The 21,562-nt window shown below is 41.2% G+C and carries 15 protein-coding genes and 1 pseudogene; 11 read left to right on the top strand and 5 right to left on the bottom strand.

Going from position 1 to position 21,562, the window contains the following annotated elements:
- The first annotated feature begins 222 nt into the window (after positions 1 to 222).
- The 8 genes and pseudogenes from adcR (at position 223) to QM877_RS03825 (ending at position 13,687) form a co-directional block, all read left to right on the top strand.
- Positions 223 to 663 carry a zinc-dependent transcriptional regulator AdcR gene (gene adcR, locus QM877_RS03860; RefSeq protein WP_414317651.1) on the top strand — a complete coding sequence of 147 codons (441 nt, stop codon included), beginning with the start codon at positions 223 to 225 and terminating at the stop codon, positions 661 to 663.
- The gene (locus QM877_RS03855; protein ID WP_316108278.1) at positions 663 to 1,367 is read left to right on the top strand and encodes a metal ABC transporter ATP-binding protein; all 705 of its coding nucleotides are present in this window, start codon (positions 663 to 665) and stop codon (positions 1,365 to 1,367) included. Before adcR ends, QM877_RS03855 begins: the two co-directional genes overlap by 1 nt.
- Positions 1,360 to 2,166 carry a metal ABC transporter permease gene (locus QM877_RS03850; protein ID WP_000933245.1) on the top strand — a complete coding sequence of 269 codons (807 nt, stop codon included), beginning with the start codon at positions 1,360 to 1,362 and terminating at the stop codon, positions 2,164 to 2,166. The genes QM877_RS03855 and QM877_RS03850 overlap by 8 nt, the downstream gene beginning before the upstream one ends.
- Positions 2,167 to 2,174: 8 nt before the next feature.
- A complete protein-coding gene (locus QM877_RS03845) occupies positions 2,175 to 3,677 on the top strand; it encodes a zinc ABC transporter substrate-binding protein AdcA (protein ID WP_414317650.1) in 1,503 nt (500 codons plus the stop codon).
- Between the two features lie 129 nt (positions 3,678 to 3,806).
- Positions 3,807 to 4,660 (top strand): annotated as a pseudogene (locus tag QM877_RS03840) (VOC family protein).
- A gap of 749 nt (positions 4,661 to 5,409) precedes the next feature.
- On the top strand, positions 5,410 to 9,012 hold the full coding sequence (locus tag QM877_RS03835) for a DNA-directed RNA polymerase subunit beta (RefSeq protein WP_049527247.1): 3,603 nt from the start codon (positions 5,410 to 5,412) through the stop codon (positions 9,010 to 9,012).
- Between the two features lie 32 nt (positions 9,013 to 9,044).
- Positions 9,045 to 12,707 (top strand): DNA-directed RNA polymerase subunit beta', encoded by a 3,663-nt coding sequence (gene rpoC, locus QM877_RS03830; RefSeq protein WP_414317649.1) that lies wholly within the window; start codon positions 9,045 to 9,047, stop codon positions 12,705 to 12,707.
- 449 nt (positions 12,708 to 13,156) lie between these two features.
- Positions 13,157 to 13,687, top strand: a complete 531-nt coding sequence (locus QM877_RS03825) for a sugar O-acetyltransferase (RefSeq protein ID WP_414317648.1) — start codon at positions 13,157 to 13,159, stop codon at positions 13,685 to 13,687.
- Positions 13,688 to 13,854: 167 nt separating this feature from the next.
- On the opposite strand, the gene QM877_RS03820 is transcribed toward QM877_RS03825, so the two are convergent.
- Together QM877_RS03820 and QM877_RS03815 are read right to left on the bottom strand one after the other, a co-directional pair.
- Complete coding sequence (locus QM877_RS03820; protein WP_414317647.1) at positions 13,855 to 14,538, bottom strand: DUF4956 domain-containing protein; 684 nt, start codon at positions 14,536 to 14,538, stop codon at positions 13,855 to 13,857.
- A complete protein-coding gene (locus QM877_RS03815) occupies positions 14,531 to 15,307 on the bottom strand; it encodes a polyphosphate polymerase domain-containing protein (protein ID WP_414317646.1) in 777 nt (258 codons plus the stop codon). Before QM877_RS03815 ends, QM877_RS03820 begins: the two co-directional genes overlap by 8 nt.
- 206 nt (positions 15,308 to 15,513) lie before the next feature.
- Here QM877_RS03815 and QM877_RS03810 point away from each other — a divergent pair, with 206 nt between their 5' ends.
- Positions 15,514 to 16,761, top strand: coding sequence for a carbohydrate-binding domain-containing protein (locus tag QM877_RS03810; protein WP_414317645.1), 1,248 nt, complete (start codon positions 15,514 to 15,516; stop codon positions 16,759 to 16,761).
- Between the two features lie 39 nt (positions 16,762 to 16,800).
- Here the strand turns inward: QM877_RS03810 and QM877_RS03805 are convergent, their stop codons facing one another.
- The 3 genes from QM877_RS03805 to QM877_RS03795 form a co-directional block, all read right to left on the bottom strand.
- Positions 16,801 to 16,950 (bottom strand): hypothetical protein, encoded by a 150-nt coding sequence (locus tag QM877_RS03805; protein ID WP_414317644.1) that lies wholly within the window; start codon positions 16,948 to 16,950, stop codon positions 16,801 to 16,803.
- A gap of 297 nt (positions 16,951 to 17,247) precedes the next feature.
- Positions 17,248 to 18,123, bottom strand: a complete 876-nt coding sequence (locus QM877_RS03800) for a LysR family transcriptional regulator (protein WP_414317643.1) — start codon at positions 18,121 to 18,123, stop codon at positions 17,248 to 17,250.
- Between the two features lie 111 nt (positions 18,124 to 18,234).
- A complete protein-coding gene (locus tag QM877_RS03795) occupies positions 18,235 to 18,585 on the bottom strand; it encodes a helix-turn-helix domain-containing protein (RefSeq protein ID WP_414317642.1) in 351 nt (116 codons plus the stop codon).
- Positions 18,586 to 18,899: 314 nt separating this feature from the next.
- Between QM877_RS03795 and QM877_RS03790 the strand changes: the two genes are divergently transcribed.
- Entirely contained in the window at positions 18,900 to 20,525 is a 1,626-nt protein-coding gene (locus tag QM877_RS03790; protein ID WP_414317641.1) for a malolactic enzyme, read from the top strand.
- An 83-nt stretch (positions 20,526 to 20,608) separates the two neighbouring features.
- The gene (locus QM877_RS03785) at positions 20,609 to 21,556 is read left to right on the top strand and encodes an AEC family transporter (protein ID WP_045762622.1); all 948 of its coding nucleotides are present in this window, start codon (positions 20,609 to 20,611) and stop codon (positions 21,554 to 21,556) included.
- Positions 21,557 to 21,562 lie beyond the last annotated feature (6 nt).

The raw sequence follows: 21,562 nt of genomic DNA, 5'->3' as shown, positions 1-21,562 counted from the left end.
GGGTGTTTTCATCTTTTTTCTTGACTCCTTACTTGGATGTGATATACTTAACTAGTAAAGGAATGGTGTGATACTCAATAAAAATCAAAGAGCAAACTAGGAAGCGAGACGCAGGCTGTACTTGAGTACGCCAAGACGAAGCTGACGTGGTTTGAATTTGATTTTTGAAGAGTATGAAAACCTTGTATTTATAGAAATTCTGTTCTGAGAAAGGAGCAAATCATGAGACAGTTGGCAAAAGATATCGATCATTTTTTAAATGAGATTATTCTCAAGGCGGAAAATCAGCATGAAATTCTCATTGGTCATTGTACCAGTGATGTAGCCTTGACCAATACCCAGGAGCATATTCTCATGCTTTTATCAGAGGAGTCGCTAACCAACTCTGAGTTGGCGCGTCGTCTCAATGTCAGTCAAGCTGCCGTTACCAAGGCTATCAAATCCTTGGTCAAGGAGGGGATGTTGGAGACATCTAAGGATCCCAAGGATGCTCGCGTTATCTTCTATCAATTGACAGACTTGGCACGACCAATTGCTGAGGAACACCACCATCATCATGAGCATACCCTCTCGACTTATGAGCAGGTTGCCACTCAGTTCACACCAAACGAACAAAAAATTATCCAGCGGTTTTTAACTGCTTTAGTAGGAGAAATCAAGTAATGAGATACATCACAGTAGAGGATTTGTCCTTCTATTATGACAAGGAGCCTGTTCTTGAGCATATCAATTACAGTGTTGATAGTGGGGAATTTGTCACACTGACAGGAGAAAATGGAGCGGCAAAGACTACTCTTATCAAGGCTAGTCTAGGTATTTTACAACCGAGAATTGGGAAAGTAACCATCTCAAAGACAAATATTCATGGGAAAAAATTAAGAATTGCCTATCTTCCTCAGCAAATTGCTAGTTTCAATGCAGGCTTTCCAAGTACTGTTTACGAGTTTGTCAAATCAGGTCGCTACCCAAGAAAGGGCTGGTTCCGTCGTTTGAATGCCCATGATGAAGAACACATCAAGGCTAGTTTAAACTCAGTTGGCATGTGGGAACATCGGGATAAACGCATTGGTTCTCTTTCTGGTGGGCAAAAGCAAAGAGCGGTCATTGCACGTATGTTTGCTTCAGATCCAGATATCTTTATCTTGGATGAGCCAACGACAGGGATGGATGCTGGCACCAAAAATGAATTTTATGAGCTCATGCACCATAGTGCCCACCATCATGGCAAGGCTGTTTTGATGATTACTCACGATCCTGAAGAAGTTAAGGATTACGCAGATCGTAATATCCACCTTGTTCGTGACCAAGATTCGCCATGGCGTTGTTTCAATGTCCATGAAAATGATCAGGAGGTAGACCATGCTTAATCTATTTTCTTATGATTTTATGCAGCGAGCCTTTTTAGCGGTTATTGCCATGAGTCTCTTTTCACCAGTTCTGGGGACCTTCCTTATCTTGCGTCGCCAGAGTCTTATGAGTGATACACTGAGTCACGTCTCCCTTTCAGGGGTTGCCTTTGGCTTGGTTTTAGGAATTTCTCCGACCATCTCAACCATTGTGATTGTTTTGATTGCGGCGGTTTTCCTTGAGTATCTCCGCACGGTTTATAAGAGCTTTATGGAGATTGGGACAGCAATACTCATGTCTACAGGACTTGCAGTATCGCTCATTGTCATGAGTAAGGGGAAGAGCTCTAGCTCGATGAGTCTGGACCAGTACCTTTTTGGTTCTATCGTGACCATTAGTCAAGAGCAGGTAATTGGGCTCTTTGTCATTGCAGCGGTAGTTTTAATCTTGACTTTCCTCTTTTTAAGACCTATGTACATTTTAACTTTCGACGAGGATACAGCTTTTGTAGATGGTCTTCCAGTACGTACTATGTCTATCCTCTTTAACATGGTGACGGGGGTTGCTATCGCTCTCATGATCCCAGCTGCGGGAGCACTTTTGGTATCGACTATCATGGTCTTGCCAGCTAGTATCGCTTTGCGTTTAGGGAAGAACTTTAGTTCGGTGATGATTCTTGCCAGCGTTATTGGTTTTCTAGGCATGGTGGCAGGACTTTATATTTCCTATTATGCAGAGACACCACCGAGTGCAAGTATCACCCTTATCTTTGTAGTTGTCTTCTTGTTAGTCAGCTTACTCAAACGTTTTATCAAATAGGAGAAAAAATGAAAAAACTAGGCCTACTTTTGGCAAGTCTCGTGACGGTATTCTTAGTGGCTTGTTCCAATCAAAAACAGGCAAACGGGAAATTAAATATCGTCACAACATTCTACCCTGTCTACGAATTTACCAAGCAAGTAGCAGGCGATACAGCCAATGTCGAGCTCTTGATTGGGGCAGGGACAGAACCACATGATTATGAACCATCTCCTAAGGCAGTCGCTAAAATCCAAGACGCCGACGCCTTTGTGTATGAGAACGAAAACATGGAAACTTGGGTTCCCAAATTGTTAGATTCCCTAGATGCGAAAAAAGTAAAAACAATCAAGGCGACTGGAGATATGTTGCTTCTTTCAGGAAGTGAAGAAGAGGAGGACCATGATCATGGTGAAGAAGGCCATCATCACGAGTATGACCCTCATGTATGGTTGTCTCCTGCGCGTGCAATCAAACTTGTAGAGCACATCCGTGACAGTTTATCAGCTGACTATCCTGGTAAAAAAGCAACCTTTGAGCAAAATGCAGCAGCCTATATCGAAAAATTGCAAGCCTTGGATAAGGCCTATACTGAAGGACTTTCTAGTGCTAAACAAAAGAGTTTTGTGACTCAACACGCTGCCTTTCGTTACTTAGCTTTAGACTATGGGCTCACTCAAGTCTCTATCTCAGGTCTGTCACCAGATGCTGAACCGTCAGCAAGTCGCTTGGCAGAATTGACCGAGTACATCAAGAAAAACAAGATTTCTTATATTTACTTTGAAGAAAACGCCTCTCAAGCTCTAGCCAATACTCTTTCAAAAGAAACAGGAGTTAAGTTAGACGTTCTGAATCCTCTTGAAAGCTTGACCGAAGAGGATATGAAGGCGGGAGAGAACTATATCTCTGTTATGGAGAAAAATCTCAAAGCTCTCAAGCAAACAACTGACCAGGCAGGAGCAGAAATTGAACCAGAAAAAGCAGAGGAAACTAAAACCGTTCAAAATGGTTACTTTGAGGATGCAGATGTCAAGGACCGTACCTTGAGTGACTATGCTGGCAACTGGCAGTCTGTTTATCCTTTCCTTGAAAATGGTACTCTAGACCAAGTCTTTGACTACAAGGCTAAATTGACCGGTAAAATGACCAAGGATGAATACAAAGCCTACTATCAAAAGGGCTATCAAACCGATGTATCTAAGATTAATATCACGGATAACACTATGGAATTCATCCAAGGTGATCAAAGTAAGAAATATACTTACAAGTATGTTGGCAAGAAAATCCTGACCTATAAGAAAGGGAATCGAGGAGTTCGTTATCTCTTTGAAGCGACAGATGCGGACGCTGGACAATTTAAGTATGTTCAATTCAGCGACCACAATATCGCACCAGTTAAGACTGGGCACTTCCATATTTTCTTTGGAGGAACTAGCCAAGAAGCCCTCTTTGACGAGATGGACAACTGGCCAACCTACTATCCAGGGAATTTATCTGGTCAAGAAATCGCCCAAGAAATGTTGGCTCATTAAATCCAAACAATCCTTCCTACATGGGAGGATTTTTCTTGTTTTATCAGCGTTGAGCATCTGGATTGACATTGGTTGGGAAGGGTGTATAATAGGTGTAATAAATACAGTTACAACAAAGAGGGGTTTTCTATGGTTTATGAATACAATAGTCGCATTCATTTGGCTGAAGTGGTTTTAAATGTAAAGGATTTAGAAAGTCAGACAGCATTTTATCATCAGTTGCTTGGGTTGGAGATTTTGAATCAATTGGAGAAAGAAGTTCTTCTAGGTGCTGGAGGAAAACCGCTGGTGAAGCTTATCCAAACAGAAAATACAGGCAAACCTAGGCAGAGCTACGGACTTTACCATATGGCCTTGCTTTTACCGAGTCGCGAAAATTTGGCTAATATTTTTAAACACTTGTTAGATTTAAAGATTCCGCTAGTTGGTGGGGCTGATCATGGTTATAGTGAGGCTATCTATTTGGAAGACTTAGAGGGCAATGGCATTGAACTCTACAGAGATAAACCTGTGACAGTCTGGGATATTCGTGAGGACGGGCGAATTATCGGGGTGACAGAAGAGCTGTCTGCGCAAGATATCTACGAACTAGGACAAGAAATAGAGCCTTTTGCAATCGCAAATGGCACTCGAATGGGGCATGTTCATCTATCCGTTAAAACAGTCGAGAAGCGAGTGTGTTCTACCAAGAGTCTCTCGGTCTTGAGGATAAATTCACGATTCCGCATGCCAGTTGGATAGCATCTGGAGATTATCACCATCATCTAGCAGTTAACGAATGGGGAGGTAAAAACTTAGCTCCTCGTGAGCAAGGGATGGCAGGTCTAGCCTACTATGTGATTGAAGTTGAGAACAAAGAGGAGTTGTTGAAGGTTTTTGCCCAATCTCAAGGGAATAAGGCGATAACTCATTGGCTTTCTTCTGCAGAATTTAGCCTGACTGACAAGGATGGCATTGTGACTCGTGTCAGAGTGGAGAGCTAGAAATCTTTAAAACTAGGGGGGTTACTTTATATAAAAAGGACAGAATAGCTTGATTCAAACGTTTTGAAAGTCAAAAAGATAGCTTATTTTGAGAGCAATAAACAATGCTTCCGCTAGGATTTGTTTTCCTATTGGCTCGCTTAACATTGCTGACCAGGCTATTCAGGTTTATTTCAATAAAGAAATCATGTTGGGAAAACGAATGAGATTCTATCCAAATATGACTGAGAATCCACTTTTAAGATAGGACAGAATTCCTAAAATTTCTAGAAGTTTTTGGCTGCAAGCCCCCTACCATTGAATGGCAGAGGTCAAAAATGATTCGATCATTGATTCAGATATTATTTGTAGAATGCCACACAGTTTTACGAAGAGGCTGATTTGGAAATGAATTAGCAAAAATGAAAATCTCCTTTTCTGAAAACAAGTCTCATCAAGATTACAAGCAAAAAAATCTCTCAAAACCCTTGAAAAATCTAGCTAAATAGGGTATAATATGAATAATCATTTGTCGTAGGTTTTGTCTGAAATATTGTCCGGACAAGGCTCACAGCAGTTAAATCTTCTGAAAAAGTCAGATTTAGCTGCTCTTTTTGTGCTTTTTTTCAGGATTTCGAACATTTGTAACAAAGACTTAAAGATTCTGAAAATTCATCAAGAGGACACGGTGATAGGGGTTTTACAACCATATGACGATTAGAAAGGCCTAGACGACTAGGCTTGAAACTTTATTTTAAAGGAGAATCATCTTGGCAGGACATGACGTTCAATACGGGAAACATCGTACCCGTCGTAGTTTTTCAAGAATCAAAGAAGTTCTTGACTTACCAAATTTGATTGAAATTCAAACTGATTCATTCAAAGATTTCCTAGACCATGGTCTGAAGGAAGTATTTGAAGATGTATTGCCGATTTCAAACTTCACAGACACAATGGAGTTGGAATTTGTTGGATATGAAATCAAGGAACCAAAATACACGCTAGAAGAAGCTCGTATCCACGATGCTAGCTACTCAGCACCTATCTTTGTAACCTTCCGCTTGATTAACAAAGAAACTGGCGAAATCAAGACACAGGAAGTCTTCTTTGGTGACTTCCCAATCATGACTGAGATGGGTACCTTCATCATCAATGGTGGTGAGCGTATCATCGTATCACAGTTGGTTCGTTCTCCAGGTGTTTACTTTAATGATAAGGTAGACAAAAATGGTAAAGTGGGCTACGGTTCAACTGTAATCCCTAACCGTGGAGCTTGGTTAGAGCTTGAAAGCGACTCAAAAGACATCGCCTATACTCGTATCGACCGTACTCGTAAGATTCCATTTACGACCTTGGTTCGTGCGCTTGGTTTCTCAGGTGATGACGAAATCTTTGATATCTTTGGTGACAGCGACCTTGTTCGCAACACTGTTGAAAAAGATATCCACAAGAACCCAATGGACTCTCGTACAGACGAAGCCTTGAAAGAAATTTACGAACGTCTTCGTCCAGGTGAGCCTAAGACTGCTGAAAGCTCACGTAGCTTGCTAGTGGCTCGTTTCTTTGACCCACGTCGTTATGACTTGGCAGCAGTTGGTCGTTACAAAATCAATAAAAAACTCAATGTTAAAACACGTTTGCTCAACCAAACTATTGCAGAGCCATTGGTAGATCCTGAAACTGGTGAAATCTTGGTAGAAGCTGGGACAGTTATGACTCGCAGCGTTATTGAAAGTATCGAAAGTCATTTGGATGGCGACTTGAACAAGATTGTCTACATTCCAAATGATGCTGCTGTAGTAACAGAGCCAGTTGTTCTTCAAAAATTCAAGGTTGTTGCACCAACCGATCCAGACCGTGTTGTAACTATCATCGGTAATGCAAATCCAGATGACAAAGTTCGTATCGTAACGCCTGCAGATATCTTGGCTGAGATGAGCTATTTCCTCAACTTAGCAGAAGGTATTGGTCGTGTGGATGATATCGACCACCTTGGAAATCGTCGTATTCGTGCTGTTGGTGAATTGCTTGCCAACCAAGTGCGTCTTGGACTTTCACGTATGGAACGTAACGTTCGTGAACGTATGTCTGTTCAAGATAACGAAGTACTAACACCACAACAAATTATCAATATCCGTCCAGTAACTGCAGCAATCAAAGAATTCTTTGGTTCTTCTCAATTGTCACAGTTCATGGACCAACACAACCCGCTTTCTGAGTTGTCACACAAACGTCGTTTGTCTGCCTTAGGACCTGGTGGTTTGACACGTGACCGCGCTGGATATGAAGTGCGTGACGTTCACTACACTCACTATGGTCGTATGTGTCCAATCGAGACACCTGAGGGACCAAATATCGGTTTGATCAACAACTTATCTTCATACGGACACCTCAACAAGTATGGTTTCATTCAAACACCATATCGTAAGGTTGATCGTGAAACTGGAAAAGTAACTAACGAAATCGTTTGGTTGACAGCCGATGAAGAAGATGAGTACACAGTAGCGCAGGCTAACTCTAAATTGAACGCAGATGGCACTTTTGCGGAAAAAGTTGTCATGGGACGTCACCAAGGGGTTAACCAAGAATACCCAGCTTCAAGTGTTGATTACATGGACGTTTCTCCTAAACAGGTAGTTGCCGTTGCGACAGCATGTATTCCTTTCTTGGAAAACGACGACTCCAACCGTGCCCTCATGGGTGCCAACATGCAACGTCAGGCTGTACCATTGATTGATCCAAAAGCACCTTACGTTGGTACTGGTATGGAATATCAAGCAGCCCACGACTCTGGAGCGGCTGTTATTGCTCAGTATGATGGTAAAGTTACTTATGCCGATGCTGACAAGGTAGAAGTTCGTCGTGAAGATGGTTCATTGGATGTTTACCATATCCAAAAATTCCGTCGTTCGAACTCAGGTACTGCCTACAACCAACGTACGCTTGTTAAAGTTGGTGACGTTGTAGAAAAAGGCGACTTTATTGCAGATGGACCTTCTATGGAAAATGGAGAAATGGCGCTTGGACAAAACCCAATCGTTGCCTACATGACATGGGAAGGTTACAACTTCGAGGACGCCGTTATCATGAGCGAACGCTTGGTGAAAGACGATGTCTACACATCTGTCCACCTCGAAGAATACGAATCAGAAACGCGCGATACAAAGCTTGGGCCTGAAGAAATTACTCGTGAAATTCCAAACGTTGGTGAAGATGCTCTTAAAGACCTTGACGAAATGGGTATTATCCGTATCGGTGCTGAGGTTAAAGAAGGGGATATCCTTGTAGGTAAAGTAACACCTAAGGGTGAAAAAGATCTTTCTGCTGAAGAACGTCTCTTGCACGCTATCTTCGGAGACAAATCTCGTGAAGTTCGTGATACTTCCCTTCGTGTACCACACGGTGCCGATGGTGTCGTTCGTGATGTTAAGATCTTTACCCGTGCAAACGGTGATGAATTGCAATCAGGCGTTAACATGCTAGTTCGTGTCTACATCGCTCAAAAACGTAAGATTAAGGTCGGAGATAAGATGGCCGGACGTCACGGAAACAAAGGGGTTGTTTCTCGTATCGTTCCTGTAGAAGACATGCCTTACCTTCCAGATGGAACTCCAGTTGATATCATGTTGAACCCACTTGGGGTGCCATCACGTATGAATATCGGTCAGGTTATGGAGCTTCACCTTGGTATGGCAGCTCGTACTCTTGGTATCCACATCGCAACACCAGTCTTTGATGGAGCAAGTTCAGAAGATCTTTGGTCAACTGTTAAAGAAGCTGGTATGGATAGCGATGCTAAGACTATCCTTTACGATGGACGTACTGGTGAGCCATTTGACAACCGTGTATCAGTTGGTGTCATGTACATGATCAAACTCCACCACATGGTTGACGATAAATTGCACGCGCGTTCAGTCGGACCTTACTCAACCGTTACCCAACAACCACTTGGAGGTAAAGCTCAGTTTGGTGGACAACGTTTCGGTGAGATGGAGGTTTGGGCTCTTGAAGCCTATGGTGCCTCAAATGTCCTTCAAGAAATCTTGACTTACAAGTCTGATGATATCAATGGACGTTTGAAAGCCTATGAAGCTATTACAAAAGGAAAACCAATTCCAAAACCAGGTGTTCCAGAATCCTTCCGAGTTCTTGTTAAAGAATTGCAATCACTTGGTCTTGACATGCGTGTTCTTGACGAAGATGATCAAGAAGTTGAACTTCGTGATCTTGACGAGGGCATGGACGAAGATGTCATCCACGTAGATGACCTTGAAAAAGCACGTAAAAAAGCTGCTGAAGAAGCAAAAGCTGCTTTTGAAGCTGAAGAAGGTGCAAAAGCGGAAGCAACAGAAGAAGCTACTGAACAAGAATAAGTAGCTCACTTAGAATAGAAAGGGAAGAAATAGTGGTTGACGTAAATCGTTTTAAAAGTATGCAAATCACACTAGCTTCTCCAAGCAAAGTCCGTTCATGGTCTTATGGAGAAGTCAAAAAACCTGAAACAATCAATTACCGTACGTTGAAACCAGAACGTGAAGGACTATTTGACGAAGTCATCTTTGGTCCTACAAAAGACTGGGAATGTGCTTGTGGGAAGTACAAACGCATTCGTTACAGAGGGATTGTTTGTGACCGTTGTGGTGTTGAAGTAACGCGTACAAAAGTTCGTCGTGAACGTATGGGACACATCGAGTTGAAAGCTCCTGTATCTCATATCTGGTATTTCAAGGGGATTCCAAGCCGTATGGGCTTGACCCTTGATATGAGTCCTCGTGCACTTGAGGAAGTTATCTACTTTGCCGCTTATGTGGTGATTGATCCGAAGGATACACCACTTGAGCACAAATCAATCATGACAGAGCGTGAATACCGTGAGCGCTTGCGTGAATATGGCTACGGATCATTCGTTGCTAAAATGGGTGCCGAAGCTATCCAAGACCTCTTGAAACAAGTAGATCTTGAAAAAGAAATTGCTGAGCTTAAAGAAGAATTGAAGACAGCAACTGGACAAAAACGTGTCAAAGCCATCCGTCGTTTGGATGTTTTGGATGCCTTTTACAAGTCTGGAAACAAACCTGAATGGATGATTCTCAACATCCTTCCGGTTATTCCACCAGATCTTCGTCCAATGTTGCAGTTGGATGGTGGCCGTTTTGCCTCATCTGACTTGAATGACCTTTACCGCCGTGTTATCAACCGTAACAACCGTTTGGCTCGTTTGCTTGAGTTGAATGCACCAGGTATCATCGTTCAAAATGAGAAGCGTATGCTTCAAGAAGCGGTCGACGCTTTGATTGACAATGGTCGTCGTGGTCGTCCAATCACAGGACCAGGTAGCCGTCCATTAAAATCATTGAGCCACATGCTTAAAGGTAAACAAGGACGCTTCCGTCAAAACTTGCTCGGTAAACGTGTTGACTTCTCGGGACGTTCCGTTATCGCCGTTGGTCCAACTCTTAAGATGTACCAATGTGGTGTGCCACGTGAAATGGCGATCGAGCTCTTTAAACCATTCGTGATGCGTGAAATTGTTGCCCGTGATATCGTGCAAAACGTCAAAGCTGCTAAACGCTTGGTGGAACGCGGAGATGAGCGTATCTGGGATATCCTTGAAGAAGTGATCAAAGAACACCCAGTGCTTTTGAACCGCGCACCGACCCTTCACCGTTTGGGTATCCAAGCCTTCGAGCCAGTCTTGATTGATGGTAAGGCCCTTCGCTTGCACCCGCTTGTCTGTGAAGCCTACAATGCCGACTTTGACGGGGACCAAATGGCCATCCACGTACCGCTTTCAGAAGAAGCTCAAGCAGAAGCTCGTATCTTGATGCTCGCTGCTGAGCACATCTTGAACCCGAAAGATGGTAAACCAGTTGTTACTCCATCTCAGGACATGGTTTTGGGTAACTACTACTTGACTATGGAAGAAGCTGGTCGTGAAGGTGAAGGAATGGTCTTCAAAGACCGTGACGAAGCGGTTATGGCTTACCGTAATGGTTATGTTCACCTTCACTCACGTGTTGGTATTGCAACAGACAGCCTCAACAAACCATGGACAGAAGAGCAAAAACACAAAATCTTGCTTACAACTGTTGGTAAGATCCTCTTCAACGATATCATGCCAGAAGGCCTACCTTACTTGCAAGAGCCAAACAATGCCAACTTGACAGAAGGCGTTCCGGCTAAATACTTCTTGCCACTAGGAGGAGATATCAAGGAAGCTATCAGCAATCTTGAACTCAACCCTCCATTCAAGAAGAAAAACCTTGGAAATATCATCGCTGAAATCTTCAAACGTTTCCGTACGACTGAAACTTCTGCCCTACTTGACCGTATGAAGAACCTCGGTTACCACCATTCAACTCTTGCAGGTTTGACAGTGGGTATTGCTGATATTCCAGTCGTTGAAGACAAGGCTGAAATCATCGAAGAATCACACAAACGTGTAGAACAAATTACTAAACAATTCCGTCGTGGTATGATCACAGACGACGAGCGTTACAATGCCGTTACGGCTGAATGGCGTGCTGCCCGTGAAAAATTGGAGAAACGTTTGGTTGCCAACCAAGATCCAAAGAACCCTATCGTTATGATGATGGACTCTGGAGCCCGTGGTAACATCTCAAACTTCTCACAGCTTGCCGGTATGCGTGGTCTGATGGCTGCTCCGAACGGACGTATCATGGAATTGCCAATCCTTTCAAACTTCCGCGAAGGTTTGTCAGTACTCGAAATGTTCTTCTCAACACACGGTGCTCGTAAAGGTATGACTGATACGGCCCTCAAGACAGCCGACTCAGGTTACTTGACTCGTCGTTTGGTTGACGTTGCCCAAGACGTTATCATTCGTGAGGATGACTGTGGAACTGACCGTGGTCTCTTGATCCGTTCTATTACTGAAGGTAAAGAGATGATTGAGTCTCTTGAAGAACGTCTCAATGGTCGTTACACTAAGAAAACTGTTAAACACCCAGAAACTGGTGCAGTTATCATCGGTCCAAATGAATTGATCACAGAAGACAAGGCGCGTGAAATTGTCAATGCTGGTGTGGAAGAAGTGACTATCCGCTCTGTATTTACATGTAACACTCGTCATGGTGTCTGCCGTCACTGTTACGGTATCAACTTGGCGACTGGTGATGCGGTTGAAGTTGGTGAAGCAGTTGGTACAATCGCTGCCCAATCTATCGGGGAACCTGGTACACAGCTTACAATGCGTACCTTCCACACGGGTGGGGTTGCCTCAAATACCGATATCACTCAGGGTCTTCCTCGTGTCCAAGAAATCTTTGAAGCCCGCAATCCTAAAGGGGAAGCGGTTATCACAGAGGTCAAAGGACAAGTTACTGCTATTGAAGAAGATGCTTCAACTCGTACTAAGAAAGTCTTTGTTAAGGGTGAAACTGGCGAAGGCGAATACGTGGTACCATTCACAGCACGTATGCGTGTCGAAGTTGGAGACCAAGTCTCTCGCGGTGCAGCATTGACAGAAGGTTCTATCCAACCGAAACGTCTCCTTGCTGTACGTGATGTCTTGTCAGTTGAAACCTACCTTCTCGGTGAAGTACAAAAAGTTTACCGTAGCCAAGGGGTAGAAATCGGTGACAAACACATTGAGGTAATGGTTCGTCAAATGATCCGTAAAGTTCGTGTTATGGATCCAGGAGATACAGATCTTCTCATGGGAACTCTTATGGACATCAATGACTTTACAGATGCCAACAAGGATGTTCTTATCGCAGGTGGAGTGCCAGCGACAGGTCGCCCAGTCCTTATGGGAATCACCAAAGCCTCACTTGAAACAAATAGTTTCTTGTCAGCAGCTTCCTTCCAGGAAACAACTCGTGTCCTTACAGACGCAGCTATCCGTGGTAAGAAAGACCATCTCCTTGGTCTTAAGGAAAATGTTATCATCGGTAAGATTATCCCAGCTGGTACAGGTATGGCACGTTACCGTAACCTTGAACCACAAGCAGTCAACGAAGAGTCTTACCTAGCATCTTCACAAGAAGAAGCTCCAGTTGATACGACTGTAGAAGAAGTCGTTGAAACTGTTGAAGTAAGTGAGTAAATAGGTATAACTTAAGGTCTGAAATGAAAAGATTAATCATTCACTATAGATTCTTAAGAAGGATCCACTAGATAAAAAAGCGAACAAGGCAGAATTCTGATTGTCAGAAAACTGACTTTGCTCGCTTTTTTTTCAAGGTTAGACTTGTGTTTTATAGTAGATTGAATCTAAAACAGTACACTACAACTGCTAAAAATATTTCTAGAAATTAGTTTGACTTTCCTAATCTCTCTGTTCGCATCTTATTTCAATCCACTATATAAACATTTTTTCAATTTTAAATTTATAGTAGATCAAATACAAAACGGTACACTGTGAATTCTAAAAAATGCTAGAAATTGACTTAACTACTCTGGTAAATTTGTTCAGATTCTATTTCATTTCACTATAACTTGCTCGAGATACAATACTATGCTACAATCATCTAAAATAAACAAGGATGTCAAAATATGAAAACTGAATATCAAAAAATGATTGCGGGAGAACCTTATCACCCATTCGACCCAGAACTCCGTTCTCTAGCACAAAAAGCGCGACAAAAGCAAGCAACTTTTAATGAAGAAGTCGATCCAGTAAAAGGTATGGAAATCATCAAAGGATGGTTTGGTTCTACTGGTGAAAATCTCTATATCAATACTCGCTTGGTTGTGGATTATGGAGTTAATATCCATTTAGGAGAAAATTTTTATTCCAATTGGAATTTGACCATGTTGGACGTATGTCCGATTACTATTGGTGATAATGCCATGATTGGTCCTAATTGTCAGTTTTTAACACCTCTTCATCCGCTGGATCCCGATGAACGAAACTCGGGACTAGAATTTGGCAAACCCATCACGATTGGTAAGAACTTTTGGGCAGGTGGTGGTGTCATTGTCCTACCGGGTGTTACTTTAGGGGATAATGTCGTTGCAGGAGCAGGAGCGGTCATTACAAAATCCTTTGGTGACAACGTAGTTCTAGCAGGAAATCCAGCATGAGTTATCAAAGAGATTCCAGTTAAAGGAAATTAAAGGTTGTAGAAAGAGAAAATGAAGTTTTGTTAAAGTATTTTTGGAGTCTAAGAGCCCAATCAGCTATAGTATCAAAAACTTATTGCTAGCAAAAAACGAGGTCGGAATTTTTATCCCAGCCTCGTTTTTCGTCTTTAGAGATTTTTTCTCTTTTTAGCTTTTTTAGTCAATGCCACATCGCATTGATCAATATTTTGTGTAAGATAGCTAGTCACTTGGAAATCATCGACCTCTGTTTTTAGCTCGACTTCATAGACAATGCTAAGGTTATCCCCTGCATTTGTGCTATTGATCGTAATCATGTCAATCTCTGAGCAGAATTGGTCAAGAGCAGATTGGATAGCATCTTGAATTTTCTCTTGATTGGCTACCGTGATTGTCAAAAGTCTACGGCATTGATTGTCAGATTTAACTTGTTGATTCTCCAAAAGGAACCAAACGCCCAAGATAAAGAGCGTGAAGAGAATTGCTAGGAAGAGATAGCCTGTTCCACAAGCCAAACCGATAATCATGGCTAGGAAAATTGCAATCAGTTCTCTTGAACCACTAGTTGCAGAACGGAAACGAATCAAACTAAAGGTTCCGGCTACAGCAATTGAAGTACCCAAGCTCCCATTGACCAGAAAAATAACCAAGGTCATAAGGCAGGGAAGCAGAGTTAAGCTGATAGCAAATTCTCTGGTGTAGAGGGTCCGATATTTGTAGGTCCAAGTAAGTGCCAAACCGAGGACTAGACTGACTAGAAGTGCCAGCAGTAGTTGGAAGGGATCAGCACTTGCAGTGGCATTGTTGAAAATTGAGTTAAATAGATTAAGCATAAGCGGTACCTTCGCTTTCTATACTGGGACGTGGTGCATAAGGAAGCCCTTGAGATTTGTGGTAAGCACAACTGTATTTTGAAAATTTGTGCTCCATCAAACCATACTTGTCTAGGATGTCTTGTAACCACTGGGGTTTGTTTCCAGGAGCCTTAATCTCCATAATTACAGTATTGTCATCTAGTAAAGCATCTCCATGGTTTCCAGCGAAAAGACTGACATTTTCATCTCTATAGACTAGATTTTGGTCAATTGTGATACGAATTTTATTATAGTTGTAGCCCTCGATGTATTTTTTTTCTTTTAATGAATAACGATCGTAGTAGATGTACATACGAGGCTTGATAGCCTGCTTGTAATCCTGATGAAGCTTTTTCACTTTTTCAATGACGACTGTATCAGTAATGCTAGCATCCAAGTGCCCTTTGGTCATAAAATTAAGGATAGAACTAGGAGTTGAGAGTAGTCTAAACTTGCGACCAACTCCTTCTTGGTCCTTGGTTTTGATTTCTAAAAATACTTGACTATCTGCTTTGGGTTGGCTGAGATAGGTCCGCATCCGAACCTTTTCTTTTCGCTTATTTCCAAAATCATCATCTTGGAGCACATCAAAGTCTTCCGTATCAAAGTAGATATTTGAAATAGTTGAAATTGGATAGTCGTCTTCTACTAAATATTCCTTTAAATCTTGAATCAGTTTGTATAAAATTTCTTTTGAGACAATATATTTGGTTTCAATCCGCTTAAAAGTTGTTTCTAATGGTTTCATAAGTCTTTCTCCTCTTGCTTTCAGTTATACTATTTTTAAACAAGGTGAACTTGCTTGTGTTTGATTTTAGGGGGCTTTTCTAAAACTTTTGTTAAATTTAACTTAATTGAAACTGAACTTAAGAAAACTTTCAGAAAAAGTTTAGGCTTCTTTTAGGAAAGGCCCGTAGACTAGGAGCATGTAAAATGAAAGACGAGGAAAAGAGCATGAAAGCAAAAAAATGGACATTCTTATTAACGAGTATAGCAACTTTAGCACTGGTAACAGCATGTACTCAGTCAACTTCAAATACAACAGCTAGCAATAGTACTGCAACGACAACAGTAACTACCAATAAGAAAACATCTAGTTACTTTACAGATAAGGACTATGATACTTCTTATGATGAAAAAACAGCAGCAACTGTAACTTTGTCAGGATCAACGGCGACGGTATCAGGTGATGGAGTAGCCGTATCAGGTTCTACCGTCACAATTTCTAAGTCAGGAACCTATGTGATTTCTGGACAATCTGATGGTGTTCAAATCAAGATTGAAGCTGAAAAAACAGATGATGTGCATATCGTACTAAACGGTGTCACCATGACTAATACCAATGCAGCTATCTCAGCAACATCAGCTGGACACGTCTACTTAACCCTAGCAGATGGCACAACCAATAGCCTATCAGATTCTGCTTCAAATAGTGATGACAAGGCAGATGCAGCCCTCTTCTCTAAAGTGGACTTGACCATCAACGGTAAAGGGACTCTCAATGTAGATGGTAAGAAAAATAACGGTATCAAGGCTAACGATACACTTCACATCACAGGTGGAACCTACAACATCATAGCAGTTGGAGATGCCTTTAATGTTAATGATGAACTCAACATCACTGGAACAACTATGACTATCGATGCCAAGGAAGACGGCGTCAAGGTCGATAATGATGATGATACATCTGTTGGAACCATGCATCTCTCTGATAATACTATTACTGTTACTGCTGGCGATGATGGTATCCACGCTTCAGGTGATTTGGTCATCGATAGTGGTACCTATACTGTTAAGAATTCTACCGAAGGGCTTGAAGGAAAATCAATCACTATCAACGGTGGAGACATTACTATTTACGCGACAGATGATGGTGTCAATGCAGCCAACAAAAATGCCCAACAAAGTGAAATCTTCTTCACCATGAATGGTGGGAATTTGACAGTTGAAGTTGGCCAAGGGGACACAGATCCAATTGACTCAAATGGGAATATCACAGTTAATGGAGGAACCATCAAAATGACTGGTCAATCTGGTTTTGACTTTGACGGAACAGCGACCTACACAGGTGGAGATATCTACCTCAATGGTGAAAAACAAACTGAAATCGTCAATTCCATGCCTGGAGGCGGAGGAGCACCTGGCGGTGGCCCTCAAGGAAATGATGGCCCTGGTGGTGGTGCACCTGGTGGTCACCCATAAAAGAAAATCTCCTTTCTCGAAAGAGAAGGGAGATTTTTTTCAATTTTTGGGAAGAGCTGCAGGAGCAGCTTGGGTTGTTGCAGGTGTGACGTCATCAGCAGAAGCAATAGTAGTTCCTGTGAAGACAGTTCCTAAAACAACGGAAGCTAAGGTTAGAGTTTGTTTACGTAAAAAAGTATATTTTTTCAAAATATGTCCCCTTTTTAATAAACTATTTTCTCTGATACCGGTTTTTAAAAACTTATCAACGATATATTAATCAAGGCTTTTGGGCTTTTCATATCTCTAGTTATTAATAAAAAACCGAACAAGAAAAATATACATGAAATAATTTAAATACACAAAACTCACGAAAAAAATAGGATTCCTACAAATTTGCAGGAATCCTTATTTTATCAGTGTTTCTACTTTATTTTTATACGTAAAAAATACTAGCTAGTTACTTAATTTATGTTTTCGCATTAGCACTATGAAAAAAGGTTGCGACTAGTTTAGTAATTTTTCAAAGAATTGGATGACCTCCGGTTTGAGATTACTTTCCTTCGGTTCAACTAGCGAAACGTAAAAGCTGATCCGTTCATCTTCAGCCGTCGGAATTGCAATCAAATCCTTTTCATTATCCGTTAGTGCAAGATCTGCTAGTAAGCTAATTCCAACTTGTTTACGAAGAAGTTGTTTTAGGAGTTGAATATCATCTGTCTGAAAGAAGGGAGTAGCCTTATGGTGATAACGCTCATTCAACTGTTCAAAGGCTTTTAAATGAACAAAGTGCTCATCTGGAATGATAAAATCTTCATCGATGACATCTGAAAATTGTAATATCTTTTTTGAGGCTAGAGGATGGTTGTGATGCAGTACATAATAGAGATCTCGTTTGGCCATTTCTCTTACCTGGAAGCGATGGTCTTTAATCGGTTCCAAACTCCCCAAAAAACTAGCATCTAGCTCTCCTTTGGAAAGTAATTCCAAAAGTTCAACAGATCCTTCTTGGACTGGATGGATACTTTGAAGCGCTGCAACATTACTGATAAAAGCAGGTTGTTTTCGGACAAGATAGTCAATGATGATTGGAGGAAACCCAATCGTGTTGAATTGAGAGAGACTCCGTAGAATCTCTTTTTTTGCCCCTTGAATATCAGGTAAGACCTTTTGAATATGTCGTAGCAAGATTTCTCCTTGGGGCGTCAATTTGAAAGTACGGTGAGAAGGATCGTGCACAATTAATTGGCAGTGAAATTCCTTTTCTAGTCGTTTAATCGCATAGGAAACGGATGGTTGACTGATCCCGTGTTTTTGGGCAACCCCAGTAAAGGATTGCTGTTGACTAAGATCAAGAAAATAATAAAAGTCCTTAAGATTCATTGGGCTCCCTCTTCTAAATAGACAGACATGGATAAGTAAAAATTATCCGTGATAGCTAATTTGACTATATGATTTTTTGTTTGTTACAATCTAAGGTGAGTCAGAGGACAATTAAAGGCTATCTAAAAGATCTTCGAAAATCTTTAGGAACTTCTCCCTTTTTCCAACTGGAAGTTGTTTAATTTTCATATTTACTCTCTTAAGTGAAAGGCTGTCGGTAGGATCTGAAGATGCTTCGAGTGAATCAAAATTGAAGAATTCTTCAGGAGTTAACTCAAGAGCAGAAATGACTTTTTCAAGACTGTGAATGGTCAGATTCACGTTTTGATTTTCCAATTGATTGATGTATTTTAATCCAAGGTCTGCCCGTTCCGACAGCTCCTCTTGACTCATGTTTTGTTTTTTTCGCAAATATTTGACCTTTTGCGCTATATACTGTTGCAAATAATGTTTTGTTTTCATGTAACCAGAATACAAGTTTTAAATGACAAAAATAACACCTTAAACAAAACAATGTATGTTATAAGAAACGTATTTTGAATTTTTTGATGGGAATAACCTTCTAAAAACGTGGAAAGGATCTCGCTTTTTAAAAAGATGACCATGACTATTTAGGAAGTGATGGATAAATGCAATAGTTTGTTATTTCTTGAAATCATATCATTTTAGCTTGCATCGTCTGTACTTTTATTTATTATTGTATCATATATAGAACAAAGTGTCATATAAACCAAAAAAGTGTTATAATAGAATAAACTAAATAAGGAGGTCATATGATGACTGCACATGATATTTTAAACAACCCTTTCCTTAACAAAGGGACTGCCTTTACCTTGGAAGAACGCCAGAAACTAGGTCTCATTGGCCTCCTACCACCTTACGTTCAAACCATTGAAGAACAAGCAGCGCAAACTTATGCGCAAATGCAAACGAAGGTCAACGATTTGGAAAAACGTTTGTTCCTAATGGAAATCTTTAATACCAACCGTACCCTTTTCTATTACTTGTTTGCTCAACATTTGGAAGAATTTAATCCCATTGTCTATGACCCAACCATTGCTGATACTATTGAAGGGTATAGCGACCTCTTTGTAGATCCTCAGTATGCCGCATATCTTGATATTAATCACCCTGAAAATATCGAAGCTACTTTGAAAAATGCAGCGGGAGATCGTGAAATTCGTCTTATTGTTGTGACAGATGCAGAAGGTATTCTCGGTATTGGTGACTGGGGTACAAATGGTGTCGATATTTCTGTTGGGAAATTGATGGTCTATACTGGGGCTGCAGGAATTGATCCTTCAATGGTGCTTCCTTTGGTCATTGATGCAGGTACCAACCGTGAAGAATTGCGTAACAATCCTAATTACTTAGGAAATCGTCACGAACGTGTGCGTGGTGATCGTTACTATGATTTTATCGATCAATTTGTCCAAACTGCAGAACGTCTTTTCCCTAAACTCTACCTTCACTGGGAAGATTTCGGTCGCTTAAATGCTGCCAATATTCTTGAAAAATACCGGAAGCAAATTCCAACCTTTAACGATGATATCCAAGGAACTGGTATCGTGACCTTGGGTGGTATCTTTGGTTCACTGGATATTACAGGTGAAAAATTAACGGATCAAGTTTACCTCTGCTATGGTGGTGGAACTGCTGGTGCAGGGATTGCCTCTCGTGTACTTCGCGAAATGGTTAGTGAAGGTCTGCCTGAAGAAGAAGCCTATAAACGTTTCTTTATGGTCGATAAACAAGGTCTCCTCTTTGATGACATGGATGACCTAACTCTTCAACAAAAACCATTTGCTAAGAAACGCTCTGATTTTGCCAATGCGGATAAGTTAACGGACCTTCTTGAAGTGGTGAAGACGGTTAAACCAACGATTCTTGTGGGAACTTCAACTCAGCCAAATACCTTCACTAAAGAAATCGTAGAGGCTATGTGTGAAAATACTGAACGTCCAATGATCTTCCCATTGTCTAATCCTACGAAGCTCGCAGAAGCAAGTGCCAAAGATTTGATTGAATGGTCAGATGGGAAAGCGTTTGTTGCAACAGGAATTCCAGCTGGTACAGTTTCCTATAAAGGAGTAGACTACGTGATTGGTCAAGCGAACAATGCGTTGATTTATCCAGGTCTTGGACTTGGTATGTTGGCTTCTGAAGCGAGTCTTTTGACAGATGAAATGATTGGTGCCGCTGCACGTTCATTGAGTGGGATTGTCAATCCAGGTCAACCTGGAGCACCAGTCTTACCTCCGTTTAAGTATGTAGCCGATGTTTCCATCAAAGTAGCGGAAGCAGTTGCTAAAAAAGCACAAGAACAAGGTCTTGCACGTGCTCAAGAGACAGATATGGCTAAAGCAGTCCGTGATTTGAAATGGTATCCAGAATATAAATAAGTAAATGGAAATGGGGTGTACGAGTGCGACTGGATGCCTTGTACCCCTTTTGCTATATGTCCTATTATAAAGAAAGGGAGACTATGGAAATCTTTATAACGTCAATTCAGAGTATTGTACCCATTATCGTCATCATCATTCTTGGTTATTTCTTGCAAGTCCGTGGTTGGTTCCAAGAGAGTTTTGGAAATGACTTATCTAAACTCATTATGAATGTGGCTATGCCTGTGGCAATTTTTACCTCTGTTCTTAAATATTTAACCTTAGATAAGCTGATTAGCTTGTCTGGTGGTTTGCTCTATACGTTTATCGCCTTCATTCTTGGTTATCTAGCGGCCTTTATTGCGGTGAAAGTTTTTAAAGTGCGCTCAGGACGCCGAGGAACCATGATTAATACCTTTGTCAATGCCAATACTATTTTCATTGGTTTGCCTTTAAATATCGCTCTGTTTGGGGATCAAGCCCTTCCTTACTTCTTGGTATATTATATTACAAATACTATCTCTACTTGGACCTTAGGTGTCTATCTGATGACTTCTGATAGCAAAGAAGGGGCTTCAAAACAGACTCAAAAATTTAATTGGAAGAAGCTCTTCCCTGCTCCTTTATTAGGTTTTCTCGTAGCCCTCGCCTTTTTAGTTCTCCGTCTGCCTGTTCCAAGTTTTGCGGAAAGTACCTTGACCTATATTGGTAGTTTAACAACGCCATTATCACTTGTCTATATTGGTATCGTTCTAGCGAAGGCGGGACTTAAGACCATTCGCTTTGATAAGGATACCATTATCACACTGGTTGGTCGTTTTATCCTTGCGCCGGTCATCATGCTCCTAGTTTTGAAGTTCTTCTCTCCAAATATGGTAGCATCAGAATTTAGAACCTTTATGATTCAATCAGCAACACCTGCTTTAGCGGTTCTTCCTATCCTTGCCAATCAAGGAAAAGGCGATGTTGAGTTTTCAACGAATGTGGTCACTCTCAGTACGGTTTTATTTGTAATTGTGGTTCCGATTCTACAGACATTATTAGGATAAAAGGAG

The organism is Streptococcus infantis (assembly GCF_047463655.1).
Classification (GTDB): domain Bacteria; phylum Bacillota; class Bacilli; order Lactobacillales; family Streptococcaceae; genus Streptococcus; species Streptococcus infantis_Z.
This window is presented reverse-complemented; position numbering and strand designations above follow the sequence as displayed.